The sequence below is a fragment of the Acidithiobacillus ferriphilus genome (assembly GCF_018854775.1).
Taxonomy (GTDB): domain Bacteria; phylum Pseudomonadota; class Gammaproteobacteria; order Acidithiobacillales; family Acidithiobacillaceae; genus Acidithiobacillus; species Acidithiobacillus ferriphilus.
The window spans coordinates 1-17,215 of the sequence record NZ_JAAZTY010000120.1 but is presented as its reverse complement, the minus strand read 5'-3'; the positions used below and the strand labels follow the sequence as shown (position 1 = coordinate 17,215).

At 60.0% G+C, this 17,215-nt stretch carries 14 protein-coding genes; 6 read left to right on the top strand and 8 right to left on the bottom strand.

The features are described 5' to 3' along the window. Positions 1 to 2,323 (top strand): efflux RND transporter permease subunit (locus HF921_RS08855; RefSeq protein WP_215893685.1); only part of this gene is annotated, 2,323 nt, incomplete at its 5' end. A 100-nt stretch (positions 2,324 to 2,423) separates the two neighbouring features. Continuing rightward, positions 2,424 to 3,473: a DMT family transporter gene (locus HF921_RS08850; RefSeq protein ID WP_215880374.1), complete on the top strand. Its 1,050-nt coding sequence runs from the start codon at positions 2,424 to 2,426 to the stop codon at positions 3,471 to 3,473. Between the two features lie 74 nt (positions 3,474 to 3,547). Here HF921_RS08850 and HF921_RS08845 read toward each other — a convergent pair whose 3' ends face one another. After that, positions 3,548 to 3,763, bottom strand: a complete 216-nt coding sequence (locus tag HF921_RS08845) for a hypothetical protein (RefSeq protein ID WP_196762978.1) — start codon at positions 3,761 to 3,763, stop codon at positions 3,548 to 3,550. Between the two features lie 430 nt (positions 3,764 to 4,193). After that, positions 4,194 to 4,430 (bottom strand): hypothetical protein, encoded by a 237-nt coding sequence (locus HF921_RS08840; RefSeq protein WP_064220089.1) that lies wholly within the window; start codon positions 4,428 to 4,430, stop codon positions 4,194 to 4,196. Positions 4,431 to 4,505: 75 nt separating this feature from the next. Between HF921_RS08840 and HF921_RS08835 the strand changes: the two genes are divergently transcribed. The 4 genes from HF921_RS08835 to HF921_RS08820 all read left to right on the top strand — a co-directional run bounded on the left by HF921_RS08835 (position 4,506) and on the right by HF921_RS08820 (position 10,682). Continuing rightward, positions 4,506 to 5,795, top strand: coding sequence for a TolC family protein (locus tag HF921_RS08835; protein WP_064220091.1), 1,290 nt, complete (start codon positions 4,506 to 4,508; stop codon positions 5,793 to 5,795). Next, positions 5,792 to 7,102: an efflux RND transporter periplasmic adaptor subunit gene (locus HF921_RS08830; RefSeq protein ID WP_215861179.1), complete on the top strand. Its 1,311-nt coding sequence runs from the start codon at positions 5,792 to 5,794 to the stop codon at positions 7,100 to 7,102. Before HF921_RS08835 ends, HF921_RS08830 begins: the two co-directional genes overlap by 4 nt. Then, complete coding sequence (locus HF921_RS08825; RefSeq protein WP_064217759.1) at positions 7,095 to 10,205, top strand: efflux RND transporter permease subunit; 3,111 nt, start codon at positions 7,095 to 7,097, stop codon at positions 10,203 to 10,205. Before HF921_RS08830 ends, HF921_RS08825 begins: the two co-directional genes overlap by 8 nt. 126 nt (positions 10,206 to 10,331) lie before the next feature. Then, positions 10,332 to 10,682, top strand: coding sequence for a copper-binding protein (locus tag HF921_RS08820; protein ID WP_064217760.1), 351 nt, complete (start codon positions 10,332 to 10,334; stop codon positions 10,680 to 10,682). A 130-nt stretch (positions 10,683 to 10,812) separates the two neighbouring features. On the opposite strand, the gene pssA is transcribed toward HF921_RS08820, so the two are convergent. From pssA to HF921_RS08790, 6 genes are all read right to left on the bottom strand, one after another. Next, the gene (pssA, locus tag HF921_RS08815; protein WP_064217761.1) at positions 10,813 to 11,565 is read right to left on the bottom strand and encodes a CDP-diacylglycerol--serine O-phosphatidyltransferase; all 753 of its coding nucleotides are present in this window, start codon (positions 11,563 to 11,565) and stop codon (positions 10,813 to 10,815) included. Continuing rightward, positions 11,562 to 12,224: a phosphatidylserine decarboxylase gene (locus HF921_RS08810; RefSeq protein WP_064217762.1), complete on the bottom strand. Its 663-nt coding sequence runs from the start codon at positions 12,222 to 12,224 to the stop codon at positions 11,562 to 11,564. Before HF921_RS08810 ends, pssA begins: the two co-directional genes overlap by 4 nt. A 117-nt stretch (positions 12,225 to 12,341) precedes the next feature. Continuing rightward, positions 12,342 to 13,358 (bottom strand): ketol-acid reductoisomerase, encoded by a 1,017-nt coding sequence (gene ilvC / locus HF921_RS08805; RefSeq protein ID WP_064217763.1) that lies wholly within the window; start codon positions 13,356 to 13,358, stop codon positions 12,342 to 12,344. Between the two features lie 50 nt (positions 13,359 to 13,408). After that, positions 13,409 to 13,894, bottom strand: coding sequence for an acetolactate synthase small subunit (gene ilvN, locus HF921_RS08800; protein WP_064217764.1), 486 nt, complete (start codon positions 13,892 to 13,894; stop codon positions 13,409 to 13,411). 3 nt (positions 13,895 to 13,897) lie between these two features. Further along, on the bottom strand, positions 13,898 to 15,643 hold the full coding sequence (gene ilvB, locus HF921_RS08795; RefSeq protein ID WP_215892272.1) for a biosynthetic-type acetolactate synthase large subunit: 1,746 nt from the start codon (positions 15,641 to 15,643) through the stop codon (positions 13,898 to 13,900). 131 nt (positions 15,644 to 15,774) lie between these two features. Beyond that, positions 15,775 to 17,215, bottom strand: a 1,441-nt coding sequence (locus HF921_RS08790) for an endonuclease MutS2 (RefSeq protein ID WP_215893684.1), incomplete at its 5' end; no start/stop codon positions are given.

Here is a 17,215-nt window from a genome sequence, read left to right as displayed (position 1 = left end):
CGCCGAAGGCATCCGCGCCCCGCTGGCGTTGGGCGCGCTGGGGCGGGTACAGGTCGGTCCGCCACCCTTGCTCACCGATGCCGCCGTCCCCGGCTACCGCCATGCCCTGATCATCGACGTCCTGTCGCAATCGCGAGCCAACGATGTGAATGTCGCCCGTGCCGTGCAGAGTCGGCTGGCCGCCTTACGGACACACCTGCCACCCGGCGTGCAGCTGGTGCCGATCTATGACCTGAGTCACTTGATCAGCAGCAGCCTGCGCGACGTCTGGATCGCCCTCGGACTCGGCAGCCTGATCGCCTGGCTGGTGGTCTTCGCCTTTCTCGGCCGTTTCGACGGGGCGCTGGCGACCCTGGTGGTCGTCCCGCTGGCCCTGGCGGCTACTTTTCTGGTGCTGCATACGTTGGGCTACGGACTCAATATCATGACGCTCGGCGGCCTGACAGCGGCGATCGGTGCCTTGGTGGATCACGCCATCGTGGTGATCGAACGCGGGATCCATGGCCTGCACGGTGACCGCACGACGCGACGGCGGCAAGCCTTGCGCCGCGCTGCCGAAATTCTGCCGCTGATGACCCTGGCCACCCTCACCTCCTGCCTGATCTTCCTGCCGCTGATCTTTTTGTCCGGCACGCTGGGGCTCTTGTTCCGGCATATGGCGCTGGCCATCGTCATTGCGCTGCTGACTTCGCAAATCGTCGCCCTGCTGGTGACGCCGGTGCTGGCCGCCTGGCTCGCCGGGCGCCCGCAGCAGAAGCGGCGGAATGGCGCTGAGCGCTGGTTACGTCGACATTTCAGCCGTTGGCTGATTTTCGGCATGCGCCGCCCGTGGTGGGCCACTCCGGTGGTCCTGCTCCTCGCGGTCGCGGGATGGCTGACGCTGACCACCTTGCCCACTGCCTTCCTGCCCCATTGGGACGAGGGCGTGATTTCGGTGCCCTTCCGTACCCCGGTCGGCAGCAGCGTGGCGGAAACCACCCGCGTGGGGCGGGATTTCATGCGGGTGGCGCTGGAGAATCCCAATGTGGAGCGGGCATCGCTGATGGTCGGGCGCGGCTTCCAGTTCCTCCACGCGCCGGCCAACAAGGGGGCTATCGCCATCGTCCTCAAGTCCAATCACGCGCAGAGCACCGAGACGGTGATGCACACGCTGCGGACACAGTTCCTTCAGACGGCTCCCAATCTGCTCTCCTTGACACTCCATCAAACGATGATTGTACGCCTGGGCAATCTCTCGGGTGCCCACGCGCCGCTGGTGGTTTATCTCTTCGGCTCGGATTCCGCCACACTGCGTGCACAGGGCGTGCGTCTGGCGGCGGCATTGCGCCAGAGCCATGCCTTTGAGTCCGTGAACTTCAAGTCACCTTCAGCGGGTCCTGAGCTGGAGATCACTCCATCGCCACTGGCCGCGATTTATGGCATCACCCCGCCAGTGCTGGCTAGCCAGGTCAAAGAGCGTTTCTGGGGGCGACAGGCGGGCTTCCTCCTGCACGGCGAGCAGATTCTGCCGATTCGCGTCAGCCTCGCCGGCCACGATTTCACCCCGCGCGAGATGGACACCCTCCCCATTCGCTTGCCGGACGGGAGCTTTACTCCGCTGGCAAGCATCGCTGGCGTTCATGTGCAGGGGGCGGTACCCTTTGTGACCCATCAGAATCTGGTGCCCGATGCCTATGTCTGGCTGCAGCCGAAGCCCGGTGAGGGGCTGGCGCAGGCCGCCGCTAAAGCACGTGTGGTGGTAGCGAACCTGCATCTGCCGACCAACGTGACGAGCTTGCTGGGCGGCTATTATCGCCAGCAATCACAGAGCTTTCAGCAGATGGCGCTGATTCTCGGCGGAGCGCTGGCCTTGCTCCTGATCCTGCTCGGCTTTCAGTTCAGCAGTCAGCGGGCGGCCATTTCCGCCCTGCTGGCGATTGCGCTGGCGGCACCGGGGGCCTTGCTGGCGCTCCTGCTCCTCGGTATTGACCTCGATAGCACCGCCTTTCTCGGCGTGCTGCTGGTCTTTGCCATTGCGGTCAACAATGTGATTCTGATTTTTGCCCGTGCCCGGCAACTCGGTGGTCCGCAGCCGCGCCCCGCCGTGGTCGCCCTAGCCGCCCGGCAGCGCTTGCGCCCCATCCTGATGACCATGCTCGCCGATGTCTTCGGCTTTTTGCCGCTGGCCATCGGTATCGGCCACGGCACTGACCTGCTCAAGCCCCTCGCGGTGGCGGTCATGGGTGGTCTGCTGCTGTCCGTGTTCATGTCTTTGTGGCTGGCACCGGTGATTTATAGCGCTTTGACAGCGAAAGCAGCGCGGCAAGTATCGCTTCCTGGATAACCCTTTTCTCGACGACGGTGCTTATGGCGGTCTGTCATGCAGACCGCGCCCGTTTTATCATGACGGCTGATCAATGGTTCTTTTCGCCTACAGGATGCCCATGTCCCTCCTCCACACCCTACGCCGTCCCGGCATTCAGGCCGCCCTCCTGTCAGCGCTGCTCTTTGGAGCGAGTACGCCGCTGGCCAAGATTCTGCTGGCATCGGTAAGCCCCTGGATGTTGGCGGGTCTGCTCTATCTGGGCTCCGGCCTGGGACTGACCCTCTACCGCTGGCTGCGCCGCGCCGAACGGGTGCGCTTGTCGCGTCGGGATGCTTTCTGGTTTGGGGTTTCGGTGCTGGCGGGTGGAATCGTTGCACCGGTGCTGTTCATGATCGGCTTGCAGGGTGCCGCCGCTTCAACGGCTTCTTTATTGTTAAATGCGGAGACGGTGTTTACGACCCTATTGGCGTGGTGGGTGTTCAAGGAAAGTTTTGACCGCCGCATAGCCTGGGGCATGGTGGCGATTGTGCTGGGGATGGTGCTCCTCAGTTGGCCTGGACAGGTGCATTTCGACCACCTCTGGTCCGCCGCCGCCATCATCGGCGCCTGCTTTGCCTGGGGTATGGATAACAACCTGACCCGCAAGGTATCCCTGACCGATACCAGCTGGATCGCCGCCAACAAAGGCTGGGTGGCGGGTAGCGTGAACCTCGGACTGGCGCTGTTACTCGGTGACCGTCTGCCTGCCCTGCCGGACATGGCGGCGGCGATGCTGCTGGGTTTCTTCGCCTATGGCGTCAGCCTCGCCTTTTTTGTGGTCGGTCTGCGTCATCTCGGCAGCGCGCGGACGGGAGCATATTTTTCCAGCGCCCCCTTTGTCGGTGCCATGCTCAGCGTGATGCTCGGTGCCCCAGTCACTCCACTCTTACTGATCGCCGGAGCGCTGATGGGTTGGGGCATCTGGATGCATCTCACCGAAAGCCACGCGCATGAACATACCCATACGCTCATGGAACATGATCATGTCCATGTGCATGACGCACACCATCAGCACGCACACCCTGATCCGCTGGTGCCCGGTGTCAGCCATCGCCACCCGCATAAGCACGAAGCACTGACCCATAACCATGCCCACACCCCGGACATGCACCATTTACATAAGCATTGAGCCGCACGCTCCACCATTCCGCATATCCTTGCGTCTCCAGGTGCGACACGCCTCTGGTATGAGCAGCCATATTGCTAGCGGAGGCGAACCACTTGCCACTTACGCAACGCCACCAGCGACCAGACGCTCTCGACGACACCAAAGGGCCAGGTGCCGGCGAGAAATCCATAAGCCGCGGACCCCAGACAAGCTACTGCAAAGGCCAGCGTAAACCAGTGCGAGCGCGATTCGAATGCATAAAACAGCATCATCAGGGTGACAATCGTGGCCCCGTATATCGTCAATATCATGCGTACCCCCAGAGCAGACTACTACAACCTCCCACAGACCATAACCACGCACCTCATGCTGTACAGCGTCCTGCTCCTTGTCGATTTAGGGAAAACTTTTACGCCTTGACTCTGTAGCGCACTTCATGGTTTACGATGCCCTACGAGCTCCAAAAAGAGTCATTTTATGATTATTGTAAGCGTATGGATGTCGGCTTGCGCCAACGGATCCCGCGATCACGACGCGGCAGGCTTCGACGTACTGACCGAGATCAGCTGACACCGACATGCAAACAATCCGCCATCACTCTCCCTTGCTCGCCTTGTTGGCTATGTTCATGTTCTTCCTCGGAACATGGGTAAGCAATGTTGCAGTGGCCATGCCGCTCGGTGTTTCCTGCACTGCCACGCCAGGCATGTCGATAGCGGACATGCCCTGTTGCCAGGGTGCTCACGGTATGAACGTGAGCATACATTCCGGGGCGATGTCCGGCCAGTGCGTGTCGATCTGCGCAGCAACCCATGCACCGGGGGGATTAAGACTCCCGGGAATAACCTTCCCGGCCCCGGCAATGATGGGCTCCGTGACATTTTCCCGTCCGGCAATCTTCTTCCCGGCAGCAACCCAGGGTTTTCTCCCCCGCCTGCCGCATCCCTCCCCTCCCCTCCAGCACGTGCGGTTGGTCATTTAATCTCTCCTGAGCAAACTGGCACTCCTCTCTAACCTGAGGAGATGTATCGCTTTTTTGCCATGGAGATTTTTATGTACACCAATATTCCTGGTCGTTTTATCCAACCGACATGGGGCGGTATTCGCCTCTCTGTCGGGGTGCTATTGCTCCTGTCGGCAACACCCGCCTGGGCCGCCTCGCTGAGCCTGCAGAGCGCGGAAGCCGTTGCCCTGCGGCAAAATCCCGGACTCGGCGCCCTGACCCAAAAGATTGCGGAATTGCGGCACAAGGCCGTGGCCGTTGCCCAGTTGCCCGATCCGCATCTCGCCCTCGGTGCCGCGAACCTGCCCCTCAACAGCTTCTCCATGAATCAGCAGCAGATGAGCATGCTGAGCGTGGGCCTGAGTCAGACCTTTCCCTCCTTTGGCAAACTGGGGCTGGAAGGACAACGGGCGGGAGTGGAGGCCCAGGCGGTCGTCGATACCCTGCGCGGCCAGTCCGCCGAGTTGGTGTTGTTGCTGCGCCGTGCCTGGCTGCAAGCCCTCTATACCGAAAATGCCATGGCCACGGTCCGGCACCAGGAACGGTTGGAGGCCGCGAGTGTGCAAGCGGCACTGGCGCTCTACCGGTCCGCACAAGGGACACAGGCCGAGGTACTCCGTGCCCAACTGGCGCGCGACAGTTTGGCCAATGACATCACCAGATTGCAGGCAGAGCAGGCAAGCGATCTGGCGCAAATCGCCCAGATTCTAAATCTGCCGGAACCGCCGTCCATAGAAAAGCAATGGCCGAATCTGCCGCCACCCCCCACTCTTGCCGAAATGGAAGCCCGACTTTCCGGCCAGCCCCTCCTGCGCGCCGCCCAGGCGCAGACCCGTGCCGCGCAAATGGGCGTGCAGGTAGCCAAAACCGGCTATTGGCCGGACGTCACCGTCAGCGTCGGTTATGGCCAGGATTTCCACCCCGGCAGCCCCAACTGGCTGTCAGCGGGGGTTGACCTGAGCCTGCCGCTATTCCCGGGGGATCGCCAGGACCAGGACGTTGCCGCCGCCCAGGCCAAGGCCCAGCAGGCGCAATATCGCTACGACGATCAACACCTGGCCCTGGCCCAGCAGGCTCGTGCCGCCTTTGCCCGCTATGAATCCTACAAAATCCAGTTGCAGCGCATGGATCGACAACTGCTGCCCACCGCACGGAATGCCTTTTCCGCAACGCTCGCCGCCTACTCGGCGGGACGCGCCGGACTGGATGCGGTGTTGCGCACCCAGAAGGACGTGCTGGACTACGCCCTGACCCGCCTGCAATACCGCCGCGATCTGGCCCTCAGCGCCGCAGAACTGGATTTTCTCGCCACCCAAGGAGAGGGAGAGATACAACCATGAAGCCACGCAACTGGATTATCGGCATCAGCCTACTCGTCATTGGTGTGGGTCTCGGGGCCAATGCGGTCTGGTGGCTGCGAACCCCTGCCGCGGCGCCCGGCGCCCACTCCGCCGCAGCTCCGGCAAGTATGCCCAAGCAACGGCACATCCTCTACTGGGCTGCCCCCATGGACCCCAAAATCCATTCGGATCATCCGATGAAGGACAGTATGGGGATGGCCTATATCCCGGTCTATGCCTCCAGCCCGAACGCAAAAAAAGAGTCCGGCCTCAGCATCGATCCGCGCCTGGCGCAAAACCTGGGGGTGCGCCTTGTGGCGGTGCAGCACCGGCAGATGGGGCATGCCATCCATACCGTGGGCACCGTGGCGGTGGACGAGAACCGGGTCTATTCCGTCACTCCGCGTTTCTCCGGCTGGGTGACACGCTTGAACGTCCGCGCCGTGGGTGACCCCGTGCAACGTGGCCAGGTGCTCGCCGAGATATATTCTCCCGAACTGTATAGTGCCCAGCAGGAATATCTCATTGCCCGCCGCCAGGGTGGGGTGACGGAAGGCCCGGCATTGCTGGCGGCAGCCCGGGCGAGATTGCGACTGCTGGGCATGCCGGAAAACCAGATCGCGGCTCTAGCCCGGCACGGCACAGCGGAACGCAATGTAGCGGTCATAGCTCCCACTTCCGGGGTGGTCGAGACCCTCCATGCGCGCCAGGGTGGTTATGTCTCGCCGCAAACGAATCTCTATGAAATAGCCAACCTCGACCGGGTTTGGGTCAATGTGGCGCTCTACTCCCATCAGTTGCCCTGGGTACGGATCGGCAACCCCGTGCGTCTGCATCTGCCGGCCTATCCCGGCAAGACCTGGGTAGGACGTTTGAGCTTCCTCTATCCGACCCTCGATCCCAAAAGCCGGACGGTGACGGCCCGGCTGAGCTTTCCCAATCCTGGGGGAAACCTACGCCCCGGCACCTACGCCGACGCCACGGTTCTGGCCAGTCCCGAGGAGACCCTGGCGGTCCCCAGCAGCGCCGTACTGCGTACCGGCCAGAGAGATTACGTGATGCTGGGCGAGGGCCAAGGACACTTCCTGCCGGTACAGGTCGCTCTCGGAGTGGAGGCCGACGGCTGGGTAGCCATCGACAAGGGGCTCAAAGCCGGTGACCGGGTAGTGGAAAGTGCCCAGTTCCTGCTCTATTCCGAATCCCAGTTCCAGTCCGTCAAGGCCCGTATGTTAGGGGGCAATACGGCGCCTACCAAGAGCGCCATGACCGGGATGGATATGGGTCCAGGAGGGCAGTCTCATGATTAGAGCAATCATGCGATGGTGTATGGCAAACCGCGCGCTGGTCGTGATCGCCGCCTTGGTGCTGATTGCCAGTGGTATGTTGGCGATGATGAACATCCCCCTGGAGGCTCTCCCCGACATTTCGCCCACCCAGGTCATCGTCAAGACTTCCTACCCTGGTCAGGCTCCGCAGATTGTTCAGGATCAGGTGACCTACCCCCTGGAGACCACCCTGCAGGAGGTACCCGGTGCCCAGGCCGTGCGCGGCTACTCCATGTTCGGGGACTCCTATGTCTACGTCCTCTTCAAAGGGGGCACCAGCATCTATCAGGCCCGCAACCTGGTACTCCAATACCTGAGCCAGGTGCAGTCCAAGCTGCCGCCGGGGATCACCCCGGCCCTGGGGCCGAACAGTTCGGGGGTGGACTGGATCTTCGAGTATGCCCTCACCGACCCCGGCGGGACCTTGAATCTGGCCCAGCTCACCACCTTGCAGAATTGGTTCCTCAAGTACGAACTGCAGGGCATCTCCGGCGTTGCGGAGGTGGCCACGCTAGGGGGCATGGTGCAAGAATACCAGGTGGTGGTGGATCCGCAGAAACTTCTCGCCTACCACCTGACCCTGCCGACGGTGGAGGCCGCCATCCGGGCGGCTAACGGGGAGACCAGCGGCTCGGTGGTGGACATGGGAGACGCCAGTTATATCGTCCGCACCGCGGGCTATATCCATTCCCTGAAAGACCTGCAAGATGCGTCGCTGGCCGTACGCAACGATGTGCCCATTACGCTGCGAGAGGTGGCCCGGGTGCAGTTGGGTCCACAATTGCCCAATGGCGTCGCCGAACTCGACGGTAAGGGTCAGGTGGTGGGCGGTATCGTGATGATGAACCAGGGTGGCAACGCCTATGCCCTCATCCACCGAATTGAGCGCAAGCTCAAGGAACTCCAGCCCTCCCTACCCAAGGGGGTACAAGTCGTCACCACCTATAGCCAAGCCCCGCTTATTCGGCACAGCATTCACACCCTGACCGGCAAGCTGCTGGAAGAATCCCTGGCGGTGGCGCTCATTTCCCTGCTCTTTCTGCTGCGTGCACGTTCGGCGCTGGTCGCCCTCGTCGCCCTGCCGCTGGGAATACTGGCCGCCATCCTCATCATGTGGGCCATGGGCATCCCCGCCAACATCATGTCCCTGGGCGGCATCGCCATTGCCATCGGCGTGATGATGGATGCCCCCGTGGTCATGATCGAGAATATGCACAAACATTTGGAACACAACCCCGGCATCGACCCTTGGGCAGCGGCCATAGCGGCGACGGCGGAGGTCGGTCCGGCACTGTTCTTCTCGCTGATTATCATCGCTGTTTCCTTCCTGCCGGTCTTCGCCTTGGGTGGCGAGGAGGGTAAACTCTTCGCGCCGCTCGCCTTCACCAAGACCTTTTCCATCGCCGCCGCCGCCCTCCTTTCGGTCACCCTGGTGCCCATTTTGATGGCCTGGTTCATCCGCGGCCGCATCCGCCCTGAAAACAAAAACCCCCTGAATCGGGTCCTGGCTTTCCTCTACCGTCCGGTCATCCACACTGTCCTGCGCGCGCCCTGGATTATTTTGATTCTTGCCCTGCTGCTCACGGCCACCCTCTTTTACCCCTGGAACCGTCTGGGATCGGAGTTTATGCCCCCCCTGAACGAGGGGACGCTGCTCTACATGCCGATATTTCAGGACCCCGCCGTCTCCATCGGTGAGGCGGCCATGGTTTTGCAGCAGACGGACCGCATCCTCAAGACCTTCCCCGAGGTGAAAACGGTTTTCGGTCAAGCGGGCAGGGCCCAGACGGCGACAGATCAGGCACCCTTATCGATGTTTGATACCACTGTCACGCTCAAAGAGCCGGATCAGTGGCCCGTCGGGATGACGATACACAAGCTGCAGAACAGGATGAATGAGGCGTTGCGCATTCCTGGCCTGTCCAATGTGTGGACGCAGCCGATCAAGAACCGAGTGGATATGGTCACCACCGGGTTGACAACCCCTCTTGGCATCAAGGTGACGGGTCCGGATCTCGATACCCTGAACCGCCTGGGGCAGAAACTCCAAACGGCTTTGCAGAAAATATCCGGCACCCAGAGTGCCTACGCGGCACGGGTTGCTGGCGGTCGATATATCGTCGTGCGCACTGATCGCAGCAAAGCCGCCCGTTACGGCCTTTCGGTAGCGGATGTGAACCGTCTCGTGGAAACGGCCATTGGCGGCAAGGTCCTGAGCACCGCGGTACAAGGGCTGGAACGCTTCCCGGTGGTTCTCCGTTACCCTCGGGAACTGCGCCAATCCCTGTCCACCCTGATGGAAAGCCGAATCGCCACACCCGACGGTGCCCAGATCCCCCTGGCCCAGGTAGCCGATCTCCGCATCGAGGGGGGGCCAGCGATGCTCACTAGCGACAACAGCCGTCTGAACAGTTGGATCTACATTGACCTGAAACCGGGCACCAACATCGGCGCCTATGTGCCCCGTGCCAAAGCGGCCATTGCGAAGGCCGTCAATCTCCCAGGTGGTTACACCGTCTCCTGGGTGGGCCAGTATCAGATCATGCAGCAAACCACTAAACGCCTGGAACTGGTCATTCCTGCCGTCATTCTGCTGATCGCCCTGCTCCTCTACTTCAACTTCAAGAACTGGGTGGAGGTGGCCATTATCCTGCTGACTTTGCCCCTGTCTCTGGTGGGTGGTTTCTGGCTCATCTATTGGCTGAATTACAAGCTCTCGGTGGCGGTGGCGGTGGGTTTCATCGCCTTGGCGGGAGTGGCGGCGGAATTCGGGGTGGTGATGCTTCTCTACCTGGACCAGGCCCTCCTCCGGCGGCAGGCCAGTGACACCTTGCGGAACTGGCACGACCTTCGGCTGACCGTCATTGAGGGGACCATGCTGCGCCTGCGGCCATTGGCCATGACCTTTACCCTGGTGGTGGGTGGCCTCTTACCCATCATGTTCAGCCATGGCGCCGGTGCCGATGTGATGAAGCGCATTGCCGCCCCCATGGTGGGCGGCATGTTCAGCGCCGCGTTGCTGGCCTTGCTGGTAATTCCTGCCCTTTACGCCCTGTGGCAGAAGCGGCGATTGGGCCTACGCTGATGGGGCTACGGATGAGGAGGAAGTAATGATCATGGGTGGAAAGGAGGGATACTGCGGGAGTTTTTGTAGCGACAGCAACGTTGGAATTCAACAAGGAAACAGTTTAACAATAGCAAGGAGACGACAATGAAACGCTTCTATCTCGCCCTCATTCTGCTGTGTTCTTCGGCGGTCACGCTTCCGGCACAGGCGGCCATGGACAATATGGGTGGCACCAAAAACATGGCCGGGGCACAGGCGGTCAAGGCCCAGATATTCATGGGACATGGCAAAATCAACAGCATCAATCCCACCGGCACAGTCAACGTTGCCATGGGCCCCGTCAAGGCCCTTGATTGGCCCAAGATGTCCATGAATTTCCTGGTCATGGACAAGGCCATGCTCGCCAGTCTTAAGATTGGCGAGCATGTGAATTTCGACTTCTCAAAAGATACTGCCGGGGGGTACGTGATCACCAGGATATCGCCAGCCAAATAAAAAAATATGGGGCATCCCCGTAACCGGCCTAATCCGGCCTGGGCGTCCCCAAGGGGGCGCCAGTACAAAATGGTCAGTCGGCGCGCATTTCCTGCACTCTGCATTGGGGCGCATTCACGGTGCCGGCAAGTCAGTGACCAAGGCCACCACGCCGCCGCTGGATACGGTGGCTGCGGATTTGCCACAAGGTCAACAGCAACCCCACCACCACGTAGGAAATCACGGCGATAAACAGTACCAGAGGTGGATGCACGGCGACCAGGGCCACAACCAGTACCACAAAGATGGCTAAGGCAAAAGGTACCCGCCCGTGCAGGTCAAAATCCTTGAAACTGCGGAAACGGACATTACTGACCATCAACAGGCCCAACGCGTAGACCAGTCCCAGCGCCAGATACTCGCTAATCTGTGTCAGCCAGGGATATCCCTCCCCTACCGCCACCCAGACCAGACTGGCCAGCACTGCCGCCGCTGTGGGTATGGGCAAGCCTTGGAAGTAGCGCTTGGATGCGCTATGCACCTGAGTGTTAAAGCGGGCCAGGCGCAGAGCACCACAGGCAGTATAGATAAATGCCCCCAGCCACCCGAATTTGCCGAAATCCTGCAGCCCCCACAGAAATACCAAAATAGCCGGCGCCATACCAAAGGCAATCACATCCGCCAATGAATCATATTCCGCGCCGAATGCGCTTTCCGTATGCGTCATCCTTGCCACGCGCCCATCCAGGCCATCGAGAATCATGGCAATAAAAATGACGATGGCGGCCACCCGGTAGTGACCGTTGATGGAAGCAATGATGGAATAAAAACCGGCAAACAGGCTGGCCGTGGTAAAGAGGTTGGGCAGAACATAAACCCCACGGCGCGGATATCTGGGATTCATGGCTGTTGGGCACCCAAGGTCGCAATACACTGGGCACCCGCACGCACCCGTTCGCCTACGGCCACCAGGGGCTGGGCATTGACCGGCAGGTAGGTGTCTACCCGCGAACCAAAGCGGATAAAGCCGAAGCGCTGTCCCGCGGCCACGCCGCTATCGGCCGCGACATGACAAACAATACGCCGCGCGACCAACCCTGCCACCTGTACGACAGTCACGTCGCTGCCATCGTCGGTTTTCACCCAAAGGGCATTGCGTTCGTTCTCCAAAGAAGCCTTGTCGAGGGCGGCATTGAAGAATTTACCCGGAAAATACCAGGTTTTCTGCACCTGTCCCTTAACCGGCATGCGATTCACATGCACATCAAACACATTCATAAAGATACTGATCTTGAGCGCAGGACGGGAAAGATAGGGATCGTCAACCTGCTCAACGGCGATCACCTTGCCATCAGCGGGGCACACCACCGATCTTTCCGATAACACCGGCAGGGGACGCCGCGGATCACGAAAGAACTGGAGGCTGAAGAGAAAAAGCAGATAAAACGGCGCAGCCCACCAGCCATTCGTAAATATCTGCAGCACAATGGCGACACCTAAAAACAAGGCCAAAAAAGGCCAGCCTTCGCGCGCCAGTAAGGGATAAGGATAGTCTGTTTTCATGGGCGGAGGGTATCAGGAGCCGGACAATGATAAAAGGGCGGAATCAGCACAGGCAGATTACTTTTTGCCCACAGCCATTCCGCCCATGCAGACTATCGCCAATCCCGGCCGCAAACTTCAGTTGCGCGAACGGTCCACGATCCGGTTCTGACCGATCCAGGTCATCATCGAGCGCAGCTTGTTGCCCACCACTTCAATGGGGTGCTCCGCCCCAATCCGGCGCATAGCCTGCATGGTCGGCTTACCTGACTGATTCTCCAGAATAAACTCCTTGGCAAACTGACCATTCTGAATTTCGGTCAAAATCTTCTTCATCTCCGCCTTGGTATCCGCATTTACAACCCGCGGGCCGCGCGTCAGGTCGCCGTACTCCGCCGTATTAGAAATGGAGTAGCGCATATTGCTGATGCCGCCTTCGTACATGAGGTCGACAATCAGCTTCAGTTCATGCATGCACTCGAAATAGGCCATTTCTGGCGCATAACCGGCTTCCACCAGCGTCTCAAAACCTGCCTGCACCAACGCCGTAGCGCCACCACACAGCACCGCTTGCTCGCCAAACAAATCCGTTTCGGTTTCTTCCCGGAAGCTGGTCTCGATCACGCCGGCACGGGTACCACCGTTGGCCTTAGCATAGGACAACGCAATATTGGTGGCATTACCGCTTGCATCCTGATGGACCGCGATCAGGCTGGGCACACCGCCACCTTGCGTATAGGTAGAACGCACCAGATGACCGGGTCCCTTAGGCGCCACCAGGAAGCAGTCCAGATCGGCGCGCGGATGAATCTGGCCAAAGTGGACGTTAAAGCCATGGGCAAACGCCAGTGCCGCACCCTGCTTGATGTTCGGCGCGATTTCATCGCGATACAGCGCGCCCTGGCCTTCATCGGGGGTCAGGATCATGATCACATCGGCTGCGGCCACGGCTGCGGCAACCTCCTTGACGGCCAGTCCGGCATTACTGGCTTTCTCCCAGGAGGAAGAATCCTTGCGCAAAGCAACGACCACGCTGACGCCGGAATCCTTGAGGTTCAAGGCGTGGGCATGTCCCTGGGAACCGTAGCCGATGATGGCCACCTGCTTCTTCTGGATCAGGGCGAGATCGGCGTCGTTATCGTAATAAACCTTCATGTGAAACCTCTTTTTATTTGGTTAAGTGATTGTAAATTTTTATTTATGGATTAGATTGCCTTGGCACCGCGACTGATGGCGCTGGCACCGCTGCGTACCACTTCAATGACCATACCGGGGTCCAGAGCATGGATAAAGGCATCCAGCTTCTCGCCTGTACCCGTCAGCTCCATCGTGTAGGAGCGGTCCGTCACGTCAATGATACGCCCCCGGAAAACATCCGACAGCCTTTTGACCTCCTCGCGATCCTGCCCTACGGCATGAACCTTGATCAGCATCAGCTCGCGCTCAATGTGCGGCCCCTCGGTCAAGTCGTGCACGCGTATGACTTCCACAAGCTTATTCAACTGCTTGAGGACCTGCTCCATGATTTCCTCGGAACCTCGCGTCGCCACCGTCATCCGCGAAATACTCGGATCGTGAGTCGGCGCGACAGTCATCGCCTCAATGTTATAACCACGCGCCGAGAACAGCCCCGCCACTCGTGACAGGGCACCCGCTTCATTCTCCAGCAAGATAGAGATGATATGGCGCATGGGTTATACCAGAATCATTTCGGAGAGGGCCGCACCTGCAGGCACCATGGGGTAGACGTTTTCCTGCGGATCTACCTGGAAATCCATGAACACCATGCGGTCTTTAAGGCGCAGTGCCTCACGGATCACTGGTTCCACATCAGCAGGGGTATCCGCGCGCAGGCCGATATGGCCATAAGCTTCGGCCAATTTCACGAAGTCAGGCAAGGCATCCACATAGCTCATGGCGTAACGATTTTCATAGAAAAACTCCTGCCATTGACGCACCATCCCCAGATAATGATTGTTGAGACACGCCACCTTGACGGGCAGGTTATACTGCAGGCAGGTGGACAACTCCTGAATATTCATCTGGATGCTACCATCTCCCGTCACACAAACCACCGTCGCATCCGGTTCGGCAACCTGCGCGCCCATGGCCGCAGGCAGCCCGAAGCCCATGGTGCCCAATCCGCCACTATTGATCCAGCGACGTGGCTGGTCGAAACCATAGAATTGCGCGGCCCACATCTGGTGTTGGCCCACATCCGAGGTGACGATGGCGTTACCACCGGTAAGCTCAAACAATTTCTGCACCACAAGCTGCGGCTTGATGATCCGGTCGTCCTGATTATAGTGCAGACAATCGCGCTGCCGCCATTCTTCAATCTGCGTCCACCACGCCTGCATGGCTTGCGGATCATTGCGCTGACCATTTTCCGCCAGAATCTGGTTCATCTCCAGCAGTACCTGCTGCAAATCGCCGACGACGGGCACATCCACCCGCACATTCTTGGAGATGGAGGACGGATCAACATCCACATGCACAATCCGGGCGTGCGGCGCGAATTTGGTGAGGTTGCCGGTGACGCGGTCGTCAAAACGCGCACCCAGGGCCACCAGCACATCACAGTGCTGTACCGCCATATTGGCTTCGTAGGTACCGTGCATACCCAGCATCCCCAAAAACTGGCGATCCGACGCCGGGTAAGCGCCCAACCCCATGAGCGTATTCGTGATGGGCGCGCCCAAAGTGCGCACCAGCTTGCGCAGTTCTCCGGAAGCGTTACCGAGGATAATGCCGCCGCCGGTATAGAACATCGGCCGCTGCGCACCGGTAACGAGCTGCATGGCTTTACGCACCTGCCCCGGATGGCCTTTCAGCGTCGGTTTATAGGAACGCAGACTGATTTTTTCCGGGTAATGATAATGGGTTTTGTGGCTGGTAATATCCTTGGGGATGTCCACCAGCACCGGGCCTGGCCGCCCCGTCGCCGCCAGATAAAAAGCCGTCTTCAGGGTGCTCGCCAGATCGCGGACATCCTTCACCAAGAAATTATGCTTGGTGCAGGGCCGCGTAATACCCACCGTGTCCACTTCCTGAAAGGCGTCATTACCGATGAGCGCAACGGGCACTTGCCCGGTGATCACCACTATGGGCACCGAGTCCATGTACGCCGTGGCAATGCCGGTCACCGCATTGGTGGCGCCCGGACCACTGGTGACCAGCGCCACACCAACCTTGCCAGTGACCCGGGAATAAGCATCTGCTGCATGCACTGCCGCCTGCTCATGACGTACGAGAATATGCTTGACGGCATCCTGCTGTGCGAGCTCGTCATAAATATACAGCACCGCACCACCCGGATAACCGAAAACATGTTCCACACCTTCATCACGCAACGCACGGACCACAATCTCCGCACCCGTCAGGTCTTCTTCTACCAGATCGGGACTTGGGCGATTTTGCGTAGTCGTCAGGGACGTCATCGTCGTACTCCTCAGGGAATAAAGTATTAGCGCAAAAAGCTAGACATTTTTTGCTGTGAGGTCAAATAAAAATGCCTTGGCGCATACGGCTTGTCATCTATGGTACCGCGGTCAGCGGCACGTTTTCCGGCCTAGTGGCTGTGCAGATATTCCAGATAATCGCGCGCCTTGCTGACCAACACCTCCGGCAATCCGCGTTTTGCCGCAATAACCAGACCCAGGGAACGCCCCGGCACCCCGATCTGCAGCTCGTAGGTGGGCTCCAAGCGCTCCTGATCAAAGCGCATGGAGGCATTACACAGGCAAGCGTGGGTATCGGCAAAAGCCTTGAGCGGAGTGAGATGGGTAGTCACCATACCCCGCACCCCGCGTCCCGCCAGATGATCAAGCACGGCCATCGCCAGCGCTGCGCCCTCTTCCGGGTCCGTGCCGGTACCCAGCTCATCCAACAGGATAAGGGTATGATCATCCGCATCCGCAAGTAGTCTTTTCAGGATCTCCACATGACCAGAATAGGTAGACAACTCAAAAGCGACACTTTGCGGATCACCCATATCCACAAAAACATGTGTGAAATTCCCAACCACGGCGCGCCCTTCTACCGGGATATGCAAGCCGCAATGGGCCATTACCGTAAGCAACCCAACCGTCTTCAGAGCGACACTCTTGCCGCCGCTGTTGGGTCCGGTCACCACCAGAATCGGGCACTCGGCATCAATATGCACGGATAGCGGTTTGGGCCGTGGACCCCGCTTCTCCGCATAAGCGAGGACGAGTTGCGGGTGGTAGGCCACTTCCAGTACCAGCACCGGCACGTCCACCATCTCAGCCGCTTTGCCATGCAGATGGATGGACAGTTGCGCGCCCGCGATGGCCAGATCCAGCCAGGTCAGTGACTCGACCAAATGCTGTAAGTCAATCAGGCGCTCACGCGCGGCATCGCTGAGGGCGCGGAGGATAGCCTGGTTCTCCTGTTCGATACGGCCAGCGATCTTCTCCAGATGGTTATTACCCGCCACCACCTCCATCGGCTCCACCAGAACGCCATGTCCGCCTGGGCCGGTACCGCGCCGCACCCCGCGAATCTTGTCCACTGCCCCATCGGGCAAGTGCACGCAGGCGCGCTGGCTGGACCAGTGGACCTTCGCTCCCGGCGCACGCAGATGCCCCTGCAGGGTCCTTTGAATCTGCTCGCGCTCCGTCTTCAACTCACCATGCAACTGGCGCAGGGTATCATTACCATCTTCGCGTACGCTGCCGTTGGCTAGGAGAACAGCGTCGATCTGGGGTAACAGGTCCGCTGCCGCGTCCAGCCGCTCCGCCCCGGTGGGCAACAGCGCAGGACGTTTCTCCACATAAGGACGCAACTGCAAACCGACCCGCAGCACCAGCGCCAGATTACGCAAGGCGGTACCCGCCAGCGCCGCACCAGGAGAGGCTACCTGGCGAATACCGGCGCGCACATCCGGCAGCTCCGGGAGAATCGGGCCTTCGCCCGACTCCAGGCCAACGCGGGCGGCGGTGATGGCCGCCTGCAACTGGCGCGCGACGCCCACTGTGGGGGCGGGTGCG

Coding starts and splice junctions, on each gene's coding strand:
- HF921_RS08850 (WP_215880374.1), top strand. CDS start 2,424: ATGTCCCTCCTCCACACCCTACGCCGTCCCGGCATTCAGGCCGCCCTC.
- HF921_RS08845 (WP_196762978.1), bottom strand. CDS start 3,763: ATGATATTGACGATATACGGGGCCACGATTGTCACCCTGATGATGCTG.
- HF921_RS08840 (WP_064220089.1), bottom strand. CDS start 4,430: ATGACCAACCGCACGTGCTGGAGGGGAGGGGAGGGATGCGGCAGGCGG.
- HF921_RS08835 (WP_064220091.1), top strand. CDS start 4,506: ATGTACACCAATATTCCTGGTCGTTTTATCCAACCGACATGGGGCGGT.
- HF921_RS08830 (WP_215861179.1), top strand. CDS start 5,792: ATGAAGCCACGCAACTGGATTATCGGCATCAGCCTACTCGTCATTGGT.
- HF921_RS08825 (WP_064217759.1), top strand. CDS start 7,095: ATGATTAGAGCAATCATGCGATGGTGTATGGCAAACCGCGCGCTGGTC.
- HF921_RS08820 (WP_064217760.1), top strand. CDS start 10,332: ATGAAACGCTTCTATCTCGCCCTCATTCTGCTGTGTTCTTCGGCGGTC.
- pssA (WP_064217761.1), bottom strand. CDS start 11,565: ATGAATCCCAGATATCCGCGCCGTGGGGTTTATGTTCTGCCCAACCTC.
- HF921_RS08810 (WP_064217762.1), bottom strand. CDS start 12,224: ATGAAAACAGACTATCCTTATCCCTTACTGGCGCGCGAAGGCTGGCCT.
- ilvC (WP_064217763.1), bottom strand. CDS start 13,358: ATGAAGGTTTATTACGATAACGACGCCGATCTCGCCCTGATCCAGAAG.
- ilvN (WP_064217764.1), bottom strand. CDS start 13,894: ATGCGCCATATCATCTCTATCTTGCTGGAGAATGAAGCGGGTGCCCTG.
- ilvB (WP_215892272.1), bottom strand. CDS start 15,643: ATGACGTCCCTGACGACTACGCAAAATCGCCCAAGTCCCGATCTGGTA.